Raw genomic sequence first — 19,328 nt, forward strand, 5'->3', positions numbered from 1 at the left:
GGTGCGGACCCGGGCCCTGTGGTACTCAGGCCGGTGTGCCGGCCGGTTTCCCCGTGTCCGGGGCGGTGACGAGGCCGTCGGCCACCAGCCCGGCGTACACCGCCTCGCCCAGCACACGCACCGCCGACTGCGGGCGGACCATCACGGTGAACTCCCGGATCCTGCCCGCCTCGTCGAACTGGAGGAGGTCGATGCCATGGATCTCCTTGCCGTTCACCGTGGCACGGAAGGGCAGCACGGCCGACGGGGTCATGGCGCCGTCGGAGCTGGTCTCCGCCGCGCCGTCGAAGTGTCCGAGGTAGCGGAAGCCCTCGAAGGTACGCAGCAGGACACCGAAGAGGCCCGTCACCATGGGTTTGCCCTCGAACGGGGTGAACTTCACCGGGCTGTAGAAGCGGATGTCGTCGGTGAACAGGTCCTCGAGGGCGGCCCGGTCACCGTTCTCGACGGCGGCCCGGAAGCGGTCTGCGGTCGTCATGGCGTACCTCCTCCTGCTCATGAGGCCGCTCAGGCAGCACGCTCGGGCAGCGACTCATGAAGGTGATTAGTCATTTTCTTGAGTATCATGCGGTGCGGTCCGGCGAACAGAGCGGGAGCGGCGAGGGAGGAGAACGGCCCGATGGCCTTGCGTCATGCCGTACTGGCGGCACTGCTGCACGAGGAGTTGAGTGGCTATCAGCTGGCCAAGGCGTTCGACACCGGGGTGGCGAACTTCTGGCACGCCCTGCCGCAGCAGCTGCGGGAGCGGGCCACCTTCGCCGAGGCCAAGGTCGAGCTGTTCGGCTCACTGCTGCGCACCATGCGCGGTGACCGCGACGAGGAGGAGTTCCTGCGCCATGGCGACCGGATCGGACCGTATCTGACCTGTCTGCGCGGGCTGGCCTTCGAGGAGGGCAACCGGGACTGGTGTCTGCGCGGTGCGGCGGTCCTCGAGGAGAGGCGGGCGGCCCGTGCCCGGGGTTGAGTATCTGCGGTATGTCGCCCTCGGCGACAGTCAGACCGAAGGGCTCGGCGACGGTGACAACACCGGCGTGCCGCGGGGTTGGGCCGACCGGCTCGCGGAGCGGATCGCGGTCCACCACGCCGGTCTGCACTACGCCAACCTGGCGGTACGGGGCCGTCTCGCGGCCGATGTGCACACCCAGCAGCTCCGCCCCGCACTCGCCCTGCGCCCCGATCTGGCCACCGTCGTCGCCGGGATGAACGATCTGCTGCGGCCCCGGTTCGACGCGGACGAGACGGCGGGCCATCTGGAGGCGATGTTCGCCGAACTCACCGCAGCGGGGGCCCGCGTGGCCACCCTCACCTTTCCCGACGTCGCACGGATCACCCCGCTCGCGCGCCCGCTGAGCCCCCGTGTCGACGCCCTCAACCGGCGGATCCGCGCCGCGGCCGAACGCCATGGCGTGGTGGTCGCCGAGACCGCGCACCACCGGGTCGTCACCGATCAGCGGCTGTGGAGTCCGGACCGGCTGCACGCCGCGCCGCTCGGTCACGAACGGATCGCCGCCGCCGTGGCCGAGGCCCTCCGGCTCCCGGGCAGCGACGGCTCCTGGGCGCTTCCGCTGCCCCCTCCGGACACACCCGTCCCGGTGGGGTGGCGCGCGGTGGGAACGGAACTGCGCTGGGCCGGATCGTTTCTCGGCCCCTGGCTCGGCAGACGGCTGCGGGGCCGCTCCTCGGGCGACAATCGCGTTGCCAAGCGTCCGGAGCTGCTGCCGGTGGCGGCCCCCGGGGACACGTCGTCACCGTGAGACCGCCACCGTCAGGGGTGGATCACCGGCGCAGGTGGCGCTACGCCGAACGCTTCAACACGGCGGTAGCGATGGCCACTTGGACGGGATCGAGGGCGGTTTTGCCGTCCTCGATGTCCCACAGGGCGTTCTGGAGCACCCGGCCGAGTGTCCAGCCGACCGCCCGCCGCCGGTCCGCGCCGACGGCCTCGGTCAGCAGGTCGAAGCGGCGGAGCACCGCACGCGGCACATCACCGGTGGCCACCACCTCGTCCCATCGGTTGTCCAGTGCGGGCAGCAGCTCGAACCCGGGGTCTCCGGCCAGTGGTTCGGGGTCGATGGCGAGCCAGGGTTCCCGCTCCCCCGCCAGCACATTGTCGTAGTGCAGATCCCAGTGCAGCAGCCGGTCGCCGGGCTCATCGGTCAACTCGGCGACGGCCGAAGCGCAGTTGCGCACCAGCCGCTGTTCGGCGGGGTCACGCAGGGCCGGAATCGCCTCTGGGGCCTGGTCGAGCATGGCGGTGGCGATGCCGGAGAGCCCGCGCACCCCCTCGGGGGCCGGTACGGCGACCAGACGGGCCAGCAGTGCGGCCAGGATCCGCAGGGCCTCGTGGTCGTCGGGCACCGCGGACAGCGGTCGCCCGGCGTCCAGCCGTTCCAGCAACTGGGTGCCGCTCTCCTCGTCGTGGTCGAGCAGACACACCATGCCCTGACCGTGCCAGGCGCGCAGCCCGGCGGCGACACCGGCGGTCTCCTCCCGGGGCCGCTGGAGCTTGAGAGCGGCCGGTGTGCCGTCCGCCCGGCGGACGGGCAGGACCAGCGAGGCCATGCCGTGCGCGGGCGGACCGTCGGGCCGCAGCGCCCAGCGGTCGAGGAAGTCATCACCGATACGGGGCAGTTGGGCGAGCCAAGCGCGCTCCTCGGCGCCGTGCGCGCCGTACGACAGGGCGAAGGTCTCGGGAACGTCGAAGCGCGTCGACGTGGTCATGGAAAGGTCTCCTTCGTGGGTTCCGGAGCCCGGGTCCGGGTTGCCGGGAGCCGGGATACGACGGACGAAGGAGTTCTTGGGGGTGCCCGTGGCTCGGGCAGGCGTCAAAGCATTCCCCTACCCTACGCGCAGTTGCTTGCCCGGCCCCGAAAACGGCCCCGGGAGGCGCAGCCACCGCGCAACGGAAAATGACCGGAGCATCCGGTCGGAGGCGCGGATAATCGCGCCATGAGTGACCTCGTATCCCCCGTACACGCCCTGCTCGTTGTCGATATGCAGACAGCCTTCGTCTCCGGTCCACAGGCCGTACCGGACGCGGCGAGGGTGCTCGAGCGCACCAAGGACCTGCTGGACCGGGCCCGTACGGCCGGGGCGCTGGTTGTCCACCTTCAGAACGACGCACCGGAAGGGGAGCCGGACGAGCCGGGGACACCGGGCTGGGAGCTGTACCTGCCGGTGGTGGAGGGGCCGCGGGAGGTCGTGATCCGCAAGACGGAGGACGACGGTTTCCATGGGACAGCACTGGCGGAGCTGCTGACCGGGGCGGGGGTGCGGGCGCTCGCGGTGTGCGGGGTGATGTCCGAGATGTGTGTGAGCGCGACGGCTCGCACCGCGCTGGAGCTGGACTACCGGGTGGTCATGCCCCACGACGCCCATGCCACGTACGACGTTCCGGCGGCGGAGGGCATCAGTGCGACGGTTCCGGCGGCGATGGCGTCGCGGGCGGCCGAATGGGCGCTGGGCGATGAGATCGAGATCGTGGCGCGGGCCGTGGACGTTCCCTTCGACACCGTTCCCCGGGAGGCCGCGGACGCGGTGATCGAGGGGCGCGCCGTTCGGCTGCGTTCGAGGTGGCCGGACACCACCGGCTGACCCTCGACCCCGCGGTGGACAACACGGGGGCGGTCCGGCTGTACCGGCGGCTCGGTTTCCGTCCGGTGGGCATCATGCGGCGGTACGAGCGGCGCCCGGACGGCACCCTGCGCGACGGGTTGCTGATGGATCTGCTCGCCGATCAGCTGGTGGCACCGGGCCGCTCCTGACCGGCTGGACCGTTCGGAACCGGCCGGGGTCCGGCCGCACCCCGGTCAGCTTGGGACGTCGTCCCACTGGTCGAGCAGATCCTCGTCGGTGCGCAGGGATGGGGAGGCGACACCGGTCAGCGGCAGCTCGGCCCAGATGATCTTGCCGTTGGGGGTGTAGCGGGTGCCCCAGCGCTGGGCGAACTGGGCCACCAGGAACAGACCCCGCCCGCCCTCGTCGGTGGTGGCCGCGCGGCGCAGATGGGGCGAGGTGCTGCTGCTGTCGGACACTTCGACGATGAGGCTGCGGCCGCACAGCAGGCGGACCCGGATGGGTTCGGAGCCGTAGCGGATGGCGTTGGTGACCAGTTCGCTGAGGATCAGCTCGGTGGTGAACCCGACCTCGTCCAGTCCCCATCCGGCGAGCAGCCGGTCGGCCTCGGTGCGGATGCGGGCGACGGCGGCGGGGTCGGAGGGAATGTCCCAGTCGGCCACCGCGTCGGGGGCCAGCAGCCGGGTGCGGGCGACGAGCAGGGCGATGTCATCGCTGGGGTGCGGGGAGGCCATGGTCTCGAAGACCGCCCGGCAGGTCCGCTCGGGGTCGCGTTCGGGGTGTCCGGCCAGGGTGGCCTTGAGCATGTCGAGCCCGGCGTCGACATCCCGGCCACGGTCCTCGATCAGGCCGTCGGTGTAGAGCACCAGCCGGGTGGCCTCGGGCAGCCGCAGCTCGGCGGTCTCGACGGGCTCGCCGCCCAGGCCGAGCGGCGGGGCGAGGGGCACCTCGGGGAAGGTCACGGTGCCGTCGGGGTGCGCCACGGCCGGGCCGGGGTGGCCCGCCCTGGCCATGGTGCAGCGTCCGGTGACCGGATCGTAGATGGCGTACAGACAGGTGGCTCCGGTGATGGCCGGGGCGTCGTGGTCCTCCGCGGCCTGGTCCTGGTCGAAGCGGGTCACCAGCTCGTCGAGGTGGCCGACCAGCTCGTCCGGCGGCAGGTCGAGGGCGGAGAAGTTGTGGACGGCGGTACGCAGCCGCCCCATGGTGGCGGCGGCGTGCAGACCGTGTCCGACCACATCGCCGACGACGAGGGCGACGCGGGCGCCGGGCAGCGGGATGACGTCGAACCAGTCGCCGCCCACCCCGGCCTGGGCGGGCAGATAGCGGTGGGCCACCTCCAGGGCGTCCTGCTCGGGCAGGCCCTGGGGCAGCATGCTGCGCTGGAGGGTGACGGCCATGGCGTGCTCGCGCGTGTAGCGGCGGGCGTTGTCGATGGCCACGGCGGCGCGGGCGACGAGCTCCTCGGTGAGGGCCACGTCCTCCTCGTCGAAGGGCTCGGGCTTCTCGGAGCGCCAGAAGGTGGCCAGGCCCAGGGTGACATCACGGGCCCGCAGCGGAACGGTGATCATCGAGTGGATGCCGTAGTTCACGATCCGCGCGGCCTGCTCCGGGTCCTGCTCCGCCCAGCCCCCGAAGGAGCGCAGATCCGGCTCGAGCACCGGCCGTCCGGCGCCGAAGCCGAACGCCTGGGGCGCGGCGCTGACATAGGTGATCAGCTTGCCGATGCGCCACAGCGGGTGGTCGGGACGGATCCCGGTGGTGGCAGTGCGGCGCATCGCGCTGCCCGCGGGTTCATTGCCGCGCATCACGGGTTCCACCAGGTCGACGGTGGCGTAGTCGGCGAACCACGGGACCGCGAATTCGACGAGCTCCTCGGCGGTTCGGACGATGTCGAGGGTGCTGCCGATCTTCGAGCCGGAGTCGTACAGCAGCCGCAGCCGCTTCTCGGCCACCTCGGCCTTGCCCGAGAGATCGCGCAGTTCGGTGGTGTCGCGCACGGTGGTGACGCTGCCGGGCTGTCCGCCGTCCCAGCCGGTGGGGCGCTGGTTGACGGCCAGCAGCCGGTCCCCGGCCAGATGCACCTCGTCGGTGGCCAGCCGTCCGGAGGTGAGCAGCTCCTCGGTACGCGGATCGAGGCCCAGCTCGGAGACATGGCGGCCCTCGGAGTCCGGGGAGAGGTCGAGCAGCCGCCGGGCCTCGTCGTTGGCCAGCACCAGTCGCCCCTGGTCGTCGACGATGAGCACACCTTCGCGCACGGAGTGGAGCACCGCGTCGTGGTGCTCGTACATCCGCATCATCTGAGCCGGGCCCAGTCCGCGGGTCTGACGCCGCAGCCGCCCGCCCACCAGCGCGGTACCTCCGGTGGCGAGGGCCAGTGCGCCCGCGGCGGTGCCGAACACCAGCGGCAGCTGGTGCTTGACCCGGCCGGTGACGTCCTTGGCCGTCATCCCGGCGCACACCAGGCCGATGACTCGTCCGTGAGAGTTCCGGATCGGAAGGGTGGCCTGCACCTCCTTGCCGAGGGGGCCGTTCACCGTCTCGGTGACCACCTTGCCCTTGACGGCGGGCCGCCAGTTGGCGACGACCTCCTTGCCGATGTACTGCGGCAGGGGGTGGGTGTAGCGGATGCCCCTGGTGTTCGTCACTACGACGAAGTCCAGGCCCGCCCGTTTGCGGGCCAGTTCGGCCCGGGGCTGGAGCACCTTGCTGGGGTTGCTGGAGCGCATGGCCGCCTCGGTGCCGGGCGAGCTGGCGAAGGTGTGGGCGACGGCGGTGGACCGGTTGATGGCTTCCGTCTCGCTGTCGTTGCGCGCCTGGAAGACCAGCGCCATCGTCGCGACGACGATGAGCACGACGACGAGCACCACTTGTACGGCGAAGACCTGCCCGGCGATGCTGCGCATGCCCAGCAGGGAGCGGAGGCGCCGCCGGGAGGGGATATGCACGGAACGCCTCGATCGACCGAAAAATCCGATCACCCCCTATTCCTAACACTTCCTCCCGCGGGAGGTGAGTGGTTCGGGGGAGTTCGGGGAGTCGGATCGCCTTCGGTCCGGTCCGCGAGACGCTTCGTTCACAGGGCGCGTTCGTCCCCGTGCGGTGAGTGTGCGCCCACCGGGGCCCGCGGACGGGACCCGGTGGCGCTGAGTGTCCGCGCACTGACGTGGCGCGTCAAGGGGTCGGTCAGAGGAAGCTGACGTTCTGGGCGAGGGCGAGGCTGCTGGAGTAGTTGATGGTGTTGGTGGCCGGGCGCATATAGGCGCGCCAGGCGTCGGAGCCGGACTCGCGGCCGCCACCGGTTTCCTTCTCACCGCCGAAGGCGCCGCCGATCTCCGCTCCGGAGGTGCCGATGTTGACATTGGCGATACCGCAGTCGGAGCCCTCCGCGGACAGGAAGTACTCGGCCTCCTGCTGGTCGCGGGTGAAGATGCTGGAGGACAGCCCCTGGGGCACATCGTTGTGGAGGGCGATGGCCTCCTCGAGGGTGTCGTAGGTGAGGACGTAGAGGATGGGCGCGAAGGTCTCCTCGCGGACGACGGGGGTCTGCGCGTCGACGCGGACGATCGCGGGCTCGGCGTAACCGGCCCGGGGCGCGGTGTCGGCCAGCCGGCGCTCACCGCCGACGAGGACGGTGCCGCCTTCGGTGCGGGCGCGGTCGAGGGCGCCCCGCATGGTGTCGAGGGCCTGGGCGGAGATCAGCGGGCCGACGAGGGTGCCCTCGTCGAAGGGGTCACCGATGGGCAGCTTGCGGTAGGCGGCGGTCAGCCGGTCCACGAGGGTGTCGGCGATGTCGCGGTGGACGATGAGCCGCCGCAGCGTGGTGCAGCGCTGTCCGGCGGTGCCCGCGGCGGCGAAGACGATGCCCTGGACGGCGAGGTCGAGGTCGGCGGAGGGTGCGACGACGGCCGCGTTGTTGCCACCCAGTTCCAGCAGGCTGCGGCCGAAGCGGGCGGCCACCCGGGGGCCGACCTCACGGCCCATACGGGTCGAGCCGGTGGCGCTGACGAGCGCGACCCGCGGGTCGTCGACCAGCCGCTCGCCGATGGCGCGGTCGCCGAGCAGCAGCCGGTGCACATCGCGCGGGGCGCCGGTGTCCTCGGCGGCCCGCGCCAGCAACCGGTCGCAGGCCAGCGAGATCAGCGGGGTGAGCTCGGAGGGCTTCCAGACCACGGTGTCACCGCAGGCCAGGGCGACGGCGGTGTTCCAGGACCAGACGGCGGCGGGGAAGTTGAACGCGGAGATGACACCGACCACGCCGAGCGGGTGCCAGGTCTCGGCGAGCCGGTGTCCGGGGCGCTCGGAGGCGATGGTGCGGCCGTAGAGCTGGCGGGACAGACCGACCGCGAAGTCACAGATGTCGATCATCTCCTGGACCTCACCCAGGGCCTCGGAGCGGATCTTGCCCGCTTCGATGGTGATGAGGTCGGCCAGGTCGCTCTTGTGGTCGCGCAGCAGCTCACCGAGGCGGCGGACGAGTTCACCGCGGCGCGGGGCGGGGGTGCTGCGCCAGGTGAGGAAGGCGCGGCGGGCGGCCTCGAGCGCCTCCTCGGTCTCGGCCTCGGTGGCGGCGGCGAGGCCGAAGAGGTCCTCGCCGGTGATGGGGGTACGGGCGTGGAAGTCATCGCCCCGGTCGGGGGTGACGCCGACCCGGCGGAGGCTGTCGAGGGCGCGGTCGCGGAGGGCCTCGGTGGTGGGAAGGGCGGGGGTGGTCATGGGGCTCCCTGATGGTGTCGGTGGTGGCGTGGGTGGTGTCGGTGGTCGCGCGGCCGGAGGTGCGGGGCCGCGGAGGTGCGCGGCCGGTGGCCGTCAGCGGGGTGCGGTGGACAGGTCCAGATCCCGGGCGACGTGGTCGAGCGATTTGTTCTGCTGCCGCTCGTAGAGGGCGAAGGGGTCGAGAACCTCGCGTCCGATGGCGTCGGAGAGCCAGCCGCTGTCGTAGGCGGCGCCCTCGTGGTCGGTGTTCTTGGAGCCTTCGCCGCTGAGGTTGGACTGGAAGATCCCGGCCGCGGAGCGGGGCAGGAAGTCCTCGTAGACGATGGGTTCGGCACGCACCCAGCCCTGGTCCAGCAGTTCGCCGAGGGTGGTGGGCGGGGCGCCGAGCGGCCGGTCCGCGGCCGCGTGGTAGGTGAAGTAGCCGAGGCCCCGCCGGGCCAGTTCGTGTTCGCTGCCGGGGAAGCCCTCGGCCCACAGGGTGCGGGCCAGCTCGGCGCGGTCGGCGGTGGGGTGCTGGGCCGCCTGTTCGTCGACCCGGGCCAGCAGGGTGTCGTAACGGGCGCGGCCCTCCCGGGTGAGGGCGATACCGCGGGCTTCGACCTCGCCGAACCGCACGCGCAGGGCGCCGCTGCTCACACTGCCGTCGGGCGCGCGCAGGGCGCGGGGTTCGGCCAGGGCGCGGAAGGAGGTCTGGCGCAGCAGGACATCGGGTCCGCTCCAGCGCGGGGGGCCCTGGATGGTGTCGATCATCTCGATCCCGCGCTCGGTCATCCGCCGGTACAGCTCGTCGATGTCCAGCACCCGGGGGGTGAGGTGGTTGATGTGAGTGCTGCGGACACCTCCGATGTCGGCGGCGACGGCGGACACCTTCTCCAGGGTCGCGTACCAGCTCCGGTCGATGGGTTCACGGGACAACTCGAAGGATTCCACGGCGAGTTGGAGGAAGCGTGTCGCGTCCTCGTCGGGCAGTCCGCGGTCGGCCCCGGCCCGGTCGGCGAGGGTGAGCAGCTCGGGCGGGAAGAGCCGGCGGGAGGCGAGGAAGGTGTCCAGCCGGGCCCGCAGATCGGCGTCGAAGAACCGGGGGTCGGCGGGGGTGAGCATGGAGGTGAAGACCCGGAAGGGGTTGCGCGCCAGTTCCTCGCCGTCGATGGGGCGGAAGGCGGTGGAGACGACGGGGACGGCGCTGGCGGCGGCTTCGCGCAGATCGTAGAAGCCGACGGGATGCATACCGAGCGCGCCGAAGATCCGGGCGACCTGTGCCAGCTCCCGCGGGGTGCCGACCCGGATGGCGCCATGGCGTTCGGCGGTGACACGGCTGATGGTGCCGAGCCGTTCGGCGTTGGCGCCTTCGGCGCGCAGGACGTCCTCGTTCACCTCGTGGGAGACATCCACGAGGGTGGTGTAGGCGGGGACTTCGCGGCCGTACATGTCCGAGAGCCGCCTCGCGAACGCGGCTCGCAGCTGCCACTGGCTGATCATGTGCGGGGCTGCCTTTCGGTGGGGTCGGTCCGGGTCGGGGTGCCCGGTGGCGCGGAGTTCACACCACGTGGGCTTCGGGGCGGGTCTCGACGCCGCTGGTGCAGCGTTCGGCGCCGAACGGGGCGATATCCACGCAGGGTTCCCGCTCCAGATGCAGATCGCGCATGATCTCGCCGACGGCGGGCGCCTGGAGGAAGCCGTGGCCGGAGAACCCGGTGGCGTACAGGAAGTTGGGATACGCGGTGGAGCGGCCGATGAGCGCGTTGTGGTCCGGCGTCACCTCGTAGAGCCCGGCCCATCCCCCGGCGATCTCCATCTCGGCCAGCTCCGGGGCGAGGAGGCGGGCGCGGGCCCGGAACAGCTCCAGCCACTCGGGGGTCCAGGTGGTGTCGAAACCGTCGGGCTGGTCGGGGTCGGCGAGGCCGAGGAGCAGCCCGTCGTCGCTGTTGTGGAAGTACGCCGAGGAGGAGAAGTCGATGGTGAACGGGATACGGGGGGCCTCGAGCGGGGCGGTGAAGGCGAGCTGGCGGCGGACCGGGCGCACCGGAAGGCTGACGCCGATCATGTCGCCGATCCCGGCGGACCAGGCACCCGCGGCGCACACCACGGTGGCGCAGGAGATGGTGCCGCGGTCGGTGTGCACGGCGGTGACCCGGTCGCCGGTGGTGTCCATCCCGGTGACGGTGGTGTGGGTGGCGAAGGTGACGCCCGCGCGGGCGGCGGCCGTGGCGTAGCCGTGGACGACCAGACCGGGGCGGGCATGGCCGTCGGTCGGTGAGTGGACGGCGGACAGTACACGGTCGGTGGTCACGTAGGGGCACAGCCGACGGGCCTCGGTGGGGCTGATCATGCGGCTGGGAACGCCCAGCGCGTTCTGGACCGCGACGCTGTTCTCGAAGTCCGCCACATGGCGCTCATCGGTGAGCAGGAAGAGATAGCCGACGGTGTCGAGCCGGATGTCGGCGCCGGGGCGGCGGGGGAAGTCCTGGTAGGCGCGCAGGCTGCGGCTGCCCAGTTCGATGTTGAGGGGGTCGGAGAACTGGGCGCGGACCCCGCCGATCGGTTTGCCCGAGCTGCCGCTCGCCAGCTCGGCGCGTTCGATGACAACGATGCGCCGCACTCCCGCTTCGGCGAGGTGGAAGGCGACGGAGGCGCCCATGACACCGCCGCCGATGATCACGACGTCGGCGGTGGTCGGAACGGTGCCGCGGGTGGGTGAGATGGACAAGGGCCGATCCCTCCAAAGTCCGGTGCCGGTACCCGCGGACGGTGTCCGTGCGGGGTGGGGCGGGGCTGTGGGTGCGGTACGCGACGGGCTGATCAGCTGTCTGCCCGTCATCGTGACCCACCCCAACCGTTGACGTCCATGAACGATGAGTGCGGCTTTTCTTTTAGGATCCGTATATGGATTGGACGAGTGCCCAGTTGCGCTCACTGGTGGAACTGACCAGACGCGGCACCATCACCGCGGTCGCGGACGCGCTGGGATACACACCCGGCGGGGTGTCCCAGCAGATCGCCGCGCTGGAGCGGGCCACCGGGATGGAGCTGCTGCACCGGGTGGGGCGGCGGGTGGAGCTGACCGACGCGGGGGTGACGCTGGCCCGCCATGCCGAGCGGATCCTGGCCACGGAGGCGGAGGCGGTCGAGGCGCTGGAGCGCTCGCGCAACGAGGTGTCCGGCGTGCTGGAGGTGGGCCTGTTCGCCACGGCGGCGGCCGAGATCCTGCCGCTGGCGCTGCGGCGGGCGCGGCTGAGCCATCCGGAGCTGACGGTGCACAGCCGCGACATGGACGTGGACGAGGTGTACGACGCGGTCGCCACCGGCGGGGTGGATCTGGCGCTCGGCCTGGATTATCCGGATGTGCCGATCCCCCGCGATCCGGCGCTGCGGGTGATGCAGTTGTACCGGGAGCGGTTCTCGCTCGCGGTGCCCACCGGGACGATGCCCGACCGCACGGTGGTGAGTCTGGCGGACACCCGGGATCGTGGCTGGATCCTGCCGTCGGCGGAGAGCTACTACGGGCGCGCGGTGCGGACCGCGTGCCGCCGCGCGGGGATCGAGCCCGATGTGCGCCATGTGGTGACGGACACCGCGGCCACGCTGGCCCTGGTGGAGGCGGGCATCGGGGTGAGCACGGTGACGGACCTGATGCTCGGGCTGCGAGCCTCGCGCTTCGATGTGGTGCAGCTGCGGGAGCGGGTCGAGCGGCACATCGTGGTGGTGTTCCGGTCCTCGGCCGAACGCCGCCCCACGGTGTCGGCGCTGGTCGAGGTGTTGCGGGCGGTGGCCGCCGACCGGGACGGCGCCGGGAGGTGAGCCCAAGAGCCGTACCGCGCGCCCCGGCCCCCGGGCCGCCGCGCGCGGCCGGTGCATCAGGACCCCTTGGTCTCAGGGCCGCAAGGTGTCGCGCTGCCATGTCTTTTGCGGGCGGCGGATCGTGGGCGATGGTTCCGAGCCAGTGGTGACCCACGCCACGACGCCGGGCCGTCGTGCCCGTCGTTGCCTGACAGGGAGCGAACCATGTCCCCCGCCAACACACCGAAGCCGCCGCGGTCCGCGCTGCTGGGCAGCGGACCGCAGGGAATCTTCCGGCGCACTCTCCCCTCGGAACAGCCCGCCGGGGAACGCATGGTGCGCACCCTGGGCCTCACCCAGCTGACGATGATCGGCATCGGCGCCATCATCGGGGCCGGGATCTTCAGCCTGGCCGCGGCCGTGGCCCGTGATGTGGCCGGTCCGGCCGTGCTGATCTCGTTCCTGGTGGCGGGTGCGGCGTCGCTGTGCGCGGCGTTCGCCTACGCCGAGTTCGCGGGGATGGTGCCCAAGGCCGGCTCGTCCTACACGTACTGCGCCGCGGTCCTGGGGGAGGTCGTGGGCTGGATCGTGGGCTGGGACCTGCTGCTGGAGTACACGGCCATCGTCGCGGTGGTGGCCATCGGGATGTCGGGCTATCTGGGGTTCCTGCTGGACGCGGTTGGTATCCATCTGCCGACCTGGGCCCTGGGCGCGCCCGGCACCGGATCGGGACACCGGATCGACCTCCTGGCGGTGGCGATCTGTCTGGGCGTGGCCTGGCTGCTGACCCGTGGCACCCGTACCTCGGCCCGGGTGGAGACGGTGCTGACCATCGTGAAGATCGCCATCGTGCTGGTGGTGATCGTGGTCGGGTTCACCAAGGTGGACTCCGGCAATCTGCATCCGTTCACCCCCTTCGGCTACGGCGGGGCGTTCACCGGCGCGGCGACGGTGTTCTTCGCGGTGTTCGGCTATGACGCGCTGAGCACGGCCGCGGAGGAGTCGGTGGAGGCCCGCAGCAAGCTGCCGAAGGCGATGATGCTGTCGCTGGCCATCTCGATGGTGCTGTACGTACTGGTGTGCATCGTGCTCACCGGTATGCAGCACTACAGCGAGCTCAATCCGAACAGTGGTATCTCCAGCGCCTTCCAGAGCGTGGGGCTGAGCGGGCTGGCCAATGTCATCGCGGTCGGCGCGGTGATCGGCATCGTCACGGTGACGTTCTCGTTCATGATGGGCGCCTCCCGGCTGTGGTACGCGCTCAGCCGGGACGGGCTGATGCCCGCGTGGTTCGGCGCCATCCACCCCAAGCGCAAGGTGCCGCACCGTGCCACCTGGCTGATCGGCATCGTGTCCGCCGTGCTGGCGGGGCTGCTGCCCATCAACGCGGTGGCCGAACTGACCAACATCGGGGTGCTGCTGGCCTTTGTGGTGGTGTCCGCCTCGGTGCTGATCCTGCGCTACCGCAAGCCTCATCTCACCCGCGCCTTCCGGTGTCCGGGAATGCCGGTGGTCCCGGTGCTGGGCATTGTGTTCTCGGTCTGGCTGATGTCCTTCCTCCAGTGGGAGACCTGGGTGCGGCTGGGCTCCTGGCTGGTCGTGGGGCTGGTGCTGTACGCCGGCTACGGATACCGGCGCACCCGTGAGGTGATGCCGGGCGGGTCGGTGGACCTGGACGCGCTGGAGGGGATGTCCGACACGGACGGTGCCGGCGGAGGCGATGACACGGCACCCGCCACGGCGCGGTAGGGGCTCCGCGGGAAGGCCGCGAGGTGCCGTCGTCCGTCCGCGGCTTCGTCGTGGTTGGCCGCGCCCACGCGGCGGAGCCGCACATCGACACAGCCCCGCACCCCTTCGGGGCGCAACCGAACCGCACCGGACTTCGGCGGGGCCGCTCGTGCGCGGCGGGACGGCGGGCCCGGCGGAACGCCGCCGGGCCCGTTCCCACGGGCCTACGCGGCGCCGCTGGGCCGCAGATACGGCTCGCCGCGGGGCACCGCGCGCCGCAGCGCCTCCAGCACCGTACCGAGCAGCGGGTTGCTGTTCTCGTCGCGGTGCAGGGCGAACACGGTGCGGTGGGCCGAGCGCCGGGTGAGCCGGGTGGCCTCGATGAGGTCGCTGTCCTTGTGGCCGAGGGCCGGGACCACGGCCACCCCGAGGCCGCTGGACACCAACTCCCGTACCACGTCGTAGTTGTTGCTGCGGAAGACCACATCGGCGTCGAAGCCGGCCGCGGCGCACAGCCGGGTCAGTGACAGCGCCCCCGCGGTGCCCTCCCGGCTGGTGATCCAGTGGGCGCGGGCCAGCTGGGGAAGGTCGGCGCTCAACCCGCTGCCGCGGGCGCGCAGCAGGACCAGGTCCTCGCCGAGCAGGGGATGGCGGGTGAGCCCGTCGGGCCAGTGCCGCGGGCTGAGCCCGTACTCGTAGATCAGGGCGATGTCCAGATCGCCCTGGGTGAGCAGGGCGATCAGCTCGTCCGGTTCGCCCTCCTCGAGCTGGATCTGCGCCCGGGGCAGGGCGGCCACCGCCGCCGACAGCGCGGTCGGCACCAGCCGGACACCGGCGGTGGGGAAGGTGCCAAGACGCAGTCGGCCCACGGTGCCGGTGGCCAGCTCCCGCACCTGATGGTCCAGGTCGTCCATGGCGGCCAGGACCCGTGCGCTGAGGTCGACCAGCCGGTGGGCGGCGGTGGTGGCGCGGATGCCGTGGGCCTCACGCTCGAACAGCACCAGGCCGGTCTCCCTCTCCAGCGCGGAGATCTGCTGCGAGATGGCCGACGCGGTGTAGCCGAGGTCGCGGGCGGCGATGGCGAACGATCCGCTGCGGACGACGGCCTTCAGGGTGATCAGATGCAGAGGCTTGAGCATTCCGGCTCCTGATGGCGGTCCTGATGACAGGGGGACCGAGCATAAGCGCCCTCCGCGCAGCATCAGCGTTTCTGGTGCTGGAACGTCATTTCTTTCGCGCTGCTGACCCTTGTGGCGCCCGGGACCCGGCGCGGATCGTGGTCGGGACCGGGCCCGGTTCACGGCCGTGGCCGGGCCGGACGCCACACGGCCCGGTGCGCATTTCGACAGGAGCGAGCACAGTGACGACGTCAGCGCAGGAAACCGCCCGGACTCCCGAGGCGGCGGCGGTGGCCGAAGCCCTGGACCGGGCGGACTGCGGTGAGGTGGCCGGGGACGCCGGATGCCGTGCGCAGTACTCCGCCGACGCCTCCAACTACCGGCGGATCCCACTGGCGGTGGTCTTTCCGCGCAACCGCGAGCAGGTGCTGCGTGCGGTGGCGGCCTGCCGGCGTCTGGGAGTGCCGATCACCGTACGCGGGGCGGGCACCAGCACCTCCGGCCAGGCCGTCGGATCCGGGGTGGTGCTGGACCTCTCCCGCCACTTCAACCGGCTGCTCTCCCTCGACCCGGTGGCGCGCACCGCCACCGTGCAGCCGGGGATCGTGCTGGACGAGCTCCAGGCGGCGGCCGCCGGGCACGGGCTGCTGTTCGGCGCCGATCCCTCCACCCACAGCCGCTGCACCCTGGGCGGGATGATCGGCAACAACGCGTGCGGATCGCATTCGGTGGCCTGGGGCCGCACCGCCGACAACGTGGTCGAACTGGAGGTGGTGACGTATCGCGGCACGGTGGTCCGGCTCGGTCCGATGACCCGCGCCGAGATCGACGAGGCGGTGGCCGCAGACGACGACCGCGGGCGGCTGATCGGTGCGCTGGACACCCTGGCCCGGCGCAACCTGGGGCCGCTCCGCACCGAACTGGGCCGGTTCCCCCGCCAGGTGTCGGGCTATGCGCTGGAACATCTGCTGCCCGAGCACCGGTTCAACCTCGCGCGGGCGCTGGTCGGCAGCGAGGGCACCCTGGCCGTGGTGCTCTCCGCCACCGTGACGCTCATCGCCCCTCCCCCGGCGCGGGCGCTGGTGGTCCTCGGTTTCCGGGACGCGTGCGCGGCGGCGGACGCGGTGCCCGCCCTGCTGGAACACCGGCCGCTGGCCCTGGAGGGGCTGGACCACGCACTGACCGACATCGTCACCCGGCCGGAGACCCGGGCGGCCGTCGACTCCCTGCCGTCCGGCTCCCGGGCCTGGCTGTTCGCCGAACTCGGCGGCACCGAAGAGGAGTTGACCCGGCGGGCGGAGGCTCTGAGCGCCGCGGCCCGGGGCACCGCCGGGTTCACCGGCAGCGAGGTCGTCACCGACTCCGGGCGGGCCCGGCGGCTGTGGCGGATCCGCGAGGACGGAGCCGGGCTCGCCACCCGGCTGCCGGACGGCTCCGAGGCGTGGCCCGGCTGGGAGGACGCCGCCGTACCCCCGGAGCGGCTCGGCTCCTATCTGCGCGGGTTCACCGAGCTGCTGGACCGGCACGGGCTGCGCGGAGCGGTGTACGGACACTTCGGCGAGGGCTGTCTGCATGTGCGGATCGACTTCGACTTCGGCACCGAGAAGGGCACCGCGGTCTTCCGCGCGTTCGTCACCGACGCCGCCGCGCTGACGGCGGACCACGGCGGCTCGCTCTCGGGTGAGCACGGGGACGGCCAGGCGCGTTCGGAGCTGCTGCCGCTGATGTACGGGCCCGAGATCATCGCCCTGTTCGAGGAGTTCAAGAACATCTGGGACCCCGACCACGGGCTCAACCCGGGCATCATCACCCGGCCGCTGCCGGTGGACGGCAATCTGCGGGTCGCCCACCACCGCACCCCGCTGCCGCTGGCCACCGTCTTCCCCTTCCACGCCGACGGCGGTGACTTCGCCAAGGCCACCCGCCGCTGTGTGGGTGTCGGGAAGTGCCGCTCGGCCACCCAGCGCGGCGATGTGATGTGTCCGAGCTACCGGGTGACACGGGACGAGAAGGACTCCACCCGGGGCCGGGCACGGCTGCTGTACGAGATGACCCAGGGCGAGGTCATCACCGACGGCTGGCGGTCCACCGAGGTGCGGGACGCCCTCGATCTGTGTCTGTCCTGCAAGGGGTGCAGCAGCGACTGCCCCGTCGGGGTGGACATGGCGACCTACAAGTCGGAGTTCCTGCACCACCACTACCGGGGGCGGCCGCGCCCGGCGTCGCACTACTCCATGGGCTGGCTCCCGCTGCTCTCGCGGGTCGCCGCCCGGATGCCGCGAGTGGTCAACGCGCTCACCGCCTCCCGGCTCGCCCCGCTGCTCAAACGGCTCGGCGGGATCGCCCCACAACGGGAGATCCCGCGCTTCGCCGAGCACACCTTCCTGGAGTGGTTCCGCCACCGGACACCACAGGGCGACGGACGGCGCGGCCCGGTGGTGCTGTGGGTCGACTCGTTCAACAACCACTTCTCCCCCGAGGTGCTGCGCGCGGGCGTGGCCGTCCTGGAGAACGCCGGATACCGGGTGCGGGTGCCCGACGGCACCCAGTGCTGCGGGCTGACCTGGATCACCACCGGGCAGCTGGGGGTGGCACGCCGGATCGCCGGACGCACAGCGGCCGCGCTCGGTCCCGCGGCCCGTGCCGGGGTGCCGGTGGTGGGTCTGGAGCCGAGCTGTACGGCGGCGCTGCGGGGCGATCTGCCGGAGCTGCTGGACGGCGACCAGAACGCCGCCGCCGTCGGCCGGGCCACCGTCACCCTCGCCGAACTCCTCGTCGAGGACGCCCCCGACTGGCGGCCCCCGGCGGTCGGGTCCCGCGCCATCAGCCAGACCCACTGTCATCAGCACGCCACCTCGGGCTTCGGCGCGGACAGCGCGCTGCTGCGCCGGATGGGCGTGGACAACACCGCGCTCGACTCCGGCTGTTGCGGGCTGGCGGGCAACTTCGGCTTCGAGCGCGGCCACTACGAGGTGTCCGTGGCCGCCGGGGAGCAGGTGCTGCTGCCCGCGGTGCGCGCGGCCTCCGCCGACACGGCCGTCCTCGCCGACGGCTTCAGCTGCCGCACCCAGATCGCTCAGCACACCGACCGTCGCGGGGTCCATCTGGCCCAGCTCATCGCGATGGCCCTGCCCACCGCACAGACCCCGGACACCGTCCGGGAACACGCCTCCACACGACAGGAAGACACCCGTGACTGACGCACTCTCGCTCATCGACGACTGGGGCCCCGAGAAAGTTGTGGTCGTCTCCCACCGGCGCACCGGCATGAAGGGCGTGCTGGTCATCGACAACACCGCCCGCGGTACCGGGAAGGGCGGTACCCGGATGAGCCCCGGAGTGACCGTCGAGGAAGTGGCGCGCCTGGCCCGGGTGATGACCTGGAAGTGGGCGAGCGTGGACCTGTTCTACGGGGGCGCGAAGGCGGGCATCGTGGCCGATCCCGCCTCCCCCGACAAGGAGGCCGTGCTGCGCGCCTTCGCCCGGGCCCTGTCCAACGAGGTGCCGCGCGAGTATGTGATGGGCCTGGACATGGGGCTCACCGAGTGCGACGCGGCCATCATCCAGGACGAGCTGGGCGACCGCGGCGCCGCCGTCGGCACTCCGGAACACCTCGGCGGTGTGGCGTACGACAAGCTCGGCGTCACCGGCTACGGAGTGGCCGAGGCCACCGACGCGGCGGTGCGGAGCCTGGGGCTGCCGCTGGCGGGGGCCCGGGTGGCGATCCAGGGGTTCGGCGCGGTGGGCAGCGCGGCCGCGCGCCGCTTCGCCGAGCTGGGTGCCGGGGTGGTGGCGGTCTCCACCGCCCACGGCTCCGTGCACGACCCCAGCGGTCTTGATGTGCGGGAACTGCTGACGGCCCGCGACGAGCACGGCGACCACTTCGTCACCCGCCACCGCCAGGGCACCGCGCTGCCGCCCGGCGCCGAGCTCACCGCCGACTGCGACGTCCTGGTCCCGGCCGCGCTCCAGGACGTCATCAGCCGGGACACCGCCGGGCAGATCAAGGCCAAGGTGGTGGTGGAGGGCGCCAACCTGCCCACCTCCGAGGAGGCGCAGGGCATCCTCGCGGAGCGGGGCATCACCGTGATCCCCGACTTCGTGGCCAACGCCGGGGGTGTGGTGGCCGCGGCCTTCGCCATGGACGCCCGCTACTCCGGCTTCCGGCCCGACACGGGCGCCATCTTCGAGACGGTCTCGGCACGGCTGCGGGCCAACACGGTGACCGTCCTGGAGGAGGCGCGCCGCCGGTCGGCCACCCCGCACACCGCGGGCCGCGGCCTGGCCGAGGAGCGGGTGCGCGCCGCGATGCGCAGCAAGGGGCGGCTGCCCCGCGGCTGACCGGCCTCCGCGCCACCGCGCCACCGCGCCACCGCGCCACCGACCGGGGGTGACACAGGGCGGTGCGCGGCG

At 72.1% G+C, this 19,328-nt stretch carries 15 protein-coding genes; 8 read left to right on the forward strand and 7 right to left on the reverse strand.

The window, feature by feature from the left end:
• Positions 1-25: 25 nt before the first annotated feature.
• Positions 26-478, reverse strand: coding sequence for a nuclear transport factor 2 family protein (locus AC4BEG_RS01330; RefSeq protein ID WP_490704049.1), 453 nt, complete (start codon positions 476-478; stop codon positions 26-28).
• A 141-nt stretch (positions 479-619) separates the two neighbouring features.
• Between AC4BEG_RS01330 and AC4BEG_RS01335 the strand changes: the two genes are divergently transcribed.
• Both AC4BEG_RS01335 and AC4BEG_RS01340 read left to right on the forward strand, forming a co-directional pair.
• Positions 620-964, forward strand: a complete 345-nt coding sequence (locus tag AC4BEG_RS01335; RefSeq protein WP_490704050.1) for a PadR family transcriptional regulator — start codon at positions 620-622, stop codon at positions 962-964.
• Complete coding sequence (locus tag AC4BEG_RS01340) at positions 951-1,754, forward strand: SGNH/GDSL hydrolase family protein (protein WP_490704051.1); 804 nt, start codon at positions 951-953, stop codon at positions 1,752-1,754. Before AC4BEG_RS01335 ends, AC4BEG_RS01340 begins: the two co-directional genes overlap by 14 nt.
• 40 nt (positions 1,755-1,794) lie before the next feature.
• Here AC4BEG_RS01340 and AC4BEG_RS01345 read toward each other — a convergent pair whose 3' ends face one another.
• A complete protein-coding gene (locus tag AC4BEG_RS01345; protein ID WP_490704052.1) occupies positions 1,795-2,721 on the reverse strand; it encodes an aminoglycoside phosphotransferase family protein in 927 nt (308 codons plus the stop codon).
• Positions 2,722-2,949: 228 nt separating this feature from the next.
• On the opposite strand from AC4BEG_RS01345, the gene AC4BEG_RS01350 reads away from it, so the two are divergent.
• A complete protein-coding gene (locus tag AC4BEG_RS01350) occupies positions 2,950-3,594 on the forward strand; it encodes a cysteine hydrolase family protein (protein WP_490704053.1) in 645 nt (214 codons plus the stop codon).
• Positions 3,573-3,764, forward strand: a complete 192-nt coding sequence (locus tag AC4BEG_RS01355) for a GNAT family N-acetyltransferase (protein WP_490704054.1) — start codon at positions 3,573-3,575, stop codon at positions 3,762-3,764. The genes AC4BEG_RS01350 and AC4BEG_RS01355 overlap by 22 nt, the downstream gene beginning before the upstream one ends.
• Positions 3,765-3,809: 45 nt before the next feature.
• Here the strand turns inward: AC4BEG_RS01355 and AC4BEG_RS01360 are convergent, their stop codons facing one another.
• The 4 genes from AC4BEG_RS01360 to AC4BEG_RS01375 all read right to left on the reverse strand — a co-directional run bounded on the left by AC4BEG_RS01360 (position 3,810) and on the right by AC4BEG_RS01375 (position 10,999).
• Positions 3,810-6,482, reverse strand: a complete 2,673-nt coding sequence (locus AC4BEG_RS01360) for a SpoIIE family protein phosphatase (protein ID WP_490704055.1) — start codon at positions 6,480-6,482, stop codon at positions 3,810-3,812.
• A gap of 280 nt (positions 6,483-6,762) precedes the next feature.
• Positions 6,763-8,292 (reverse strand): L-piperidine-6-carboxylate dehydrogenase, encoded by a 1,530-nt coding sequence (gene amaB / locus AC4BEG_RS01365; RefSeq protein ID WP_490704056.1) that lies wholly within the window; start codon positions 8,290-8,292, stop codon positions 6,763-6,765.
• 93 nt (positions 8,293-8,385) lie between these two features.
• A complete protein-coding gene (hglS, locus tag AC4BEG_RS01370) occupies positions 8,386-9,771 on the reverse strand; it encodes a 2-oxoadipate dioxygenase/decarboxylase (protein WP_490704057.1) in 1,386 nt (461 codons plus the stop codon).
• Positions 9,772-9,829: 58 nt separating this feature from the next.
• The gene (locus AC4BEG_RS01375; protein ID WP_490704058.1) at positions 9,830-10,999 is read right to left on the reverse strand and encodes an NAD(P)/FAD-dependent oxidoreductase; all 1,170 of its coding nucleotides are present in this window, start codon (positions 10,997-10,999) and stop codon (positions 9,830-9,832) included.
• Positions 11,000-11,175: 176 nt separating this feature from the next.
• Here AC4BEG_RS01375 and AC4BEG_RS01380 point away from each other — a divergent pair, with 176 nt between their 5' ends.
• Positions 11,176-12,090, forward strand: a complete 915-nt coding sequence (locus AC4BEG_RS01380; protein ID WP_490704059.1) for a LysR family transcriptional regulator — start codon at positions 11,176-11,178, stop codon at positions 12,088-12,090.
• Positions 12,091-12,402: 312 nt separating this feature from the next.
• Positions 12,403-13,818 carry an amino acid permease gene (locus AC4BEG_RS01385; RefSeq protein ID WP_490707330.1) on the forward strand — a complete coding sequence of 472 codons (1,416 nt, stop codon included), beginning with the start codon at positions 12,403-12,405 and terminating at the stop codon, positions 13,816-13,818.
• A 203-nt stretch (positions 13,819-14,021) separates the two neighbouring features.
• On the opposite strand, the gene AC4BEG_RS01390 is transcribed toward AC4BEG_RS01385, so the two are convergent.
• Positions 14,022-14,936 carry a LysR substrate-binding domain-containing protein gene (locus AC4BEG_RS01390; RefSeq protein WP_490704060.1) on the reverse strand — a complete coding sequence of 305 codons (915 nt, stop codon included), beginning with the start codon at positions 14,934-14,936 and terminating at the stop codon, positions 14,022-14,024.
• 221 nt (positions 14,937-15,157) lie between these two features.
• Between AC4BEG_RS01390 and AC4BEG_RS01395 the strand changes: the two genes are divergently transcribed.
• Together AC4BEG_RS01395 and AC4BEG_RS01400 are read left to right on the forward strand one after the other, a co-directional pair.
• A complete protein-coding gene (locus tag AC4BEG_RS01395; protein ID WP_490704061.1) occupies positions 15,158-18,115 on the forward strand; it encodes an FAD-binding and (Fe-S)-binding domain-containing protein in 2,958 nt (985 codons plus the stop codon).
• Positions 18,108-19,256 carry a Glu/Leu/Phe/Val family dehydrogenase gene (locus AC4BEG_RS01400; RefSeq protein WP_490704062.1) on the forward strand — a complete coding sequence of 383 codons (1,149 nt, stop codon included), beginning with the start codon at positions 18,108-18,110 and terminating at the stop codon, positions 19,254-19,256. Before AC4BEG_RS01395 ends, AC4BEG_RS01400 begins: the two co-directional genes overlap by 8 nt.
• Positions 19,257-19,328 lie beyond the last annotated feature (72 nt).

Source organism: Streptomyces sp. JLBJ103, from assembly GCF_058215575.1.

What these genes read in the sequence shown, in the direction of transcription:
- AC4BEG_RS01350 (WP_490704053.1), top strand. Translation starts at nt 2,950, where the DNA reads ATGAGTGACCTCGTATCCCCCGTACACGCCCTGCTCGTTGTCGATATG.
- amaB (WP_490704056.1), bottom strand. Translation starts at nt 8,292, where the DNA reads ATGACCACCCCCGCCCTTCCCACCACCGAGGCCCTCCGCGACCGCGCC.
- AC4BEG_RS01390 (WP_490704060.1), bottom strand. Translation starts at nt 14,936, where the DNA reads ATGCTCAAGCCTCTGCATCTGATCACCCTGAAGGCCGTCGTCCGCAGC.
- AC4BEG_RS01345 (WP_490704052.1), bottom strand. Translation starts at nt 2,721, where the DNA reads ATGACCACGTCGACGCGCTTCGACGTTCCCGAGACCTTCGCCCTGTCG.
- AC4BEG_RS01335 (WP_490704050.1), top strand. Translation starts at nt 620, where the DNA reads ATGGCCTTGCGTCATGCCGTACTGGCGGCACTGCTGCACGAGGAGTTG.
- AC4BEG_RS01330 (WP_490704049.1), bottom strand. Translation starts at nt 478, where the DNA reads ATGACGACCGCAGACCGCTTCCGGGCCGCCGTCGAGAACGGTGACCGG.
- AC4BEG_RS01360 (WP_490704055.1), bottom strand. Translation starts at nt 6,482, where the DNA reads ATGCGCAGCATCGCCGGGCAGGTCTTCGCCGTACAAGTGGTGCTCGTC.
- AC4BEG_RS01380 (WP_490704059.1), top strand. Translation starts at nt 11,176, where the DNA reads ATGGATTGGACGAGTGCCCAGTTGCGCTCACTGGTGGAACTGACCAGA.
- hglS (WP_490704057.1), bottom strand. Translation starts at nt 9,771, where the DNA reads ATGATCAGCCAGTGGCAGCTGCGAGCCGCGTTCGCGAGGCGGCTCTCG.
- AC4BEG_RS01385 (WP_490707330.1), top strand. Translation starts at nt 12,403, where the DNA reads ATGGTGCGCACCCTGGGCCTCACCCAGCTGACGATGATCGGCATCGGC.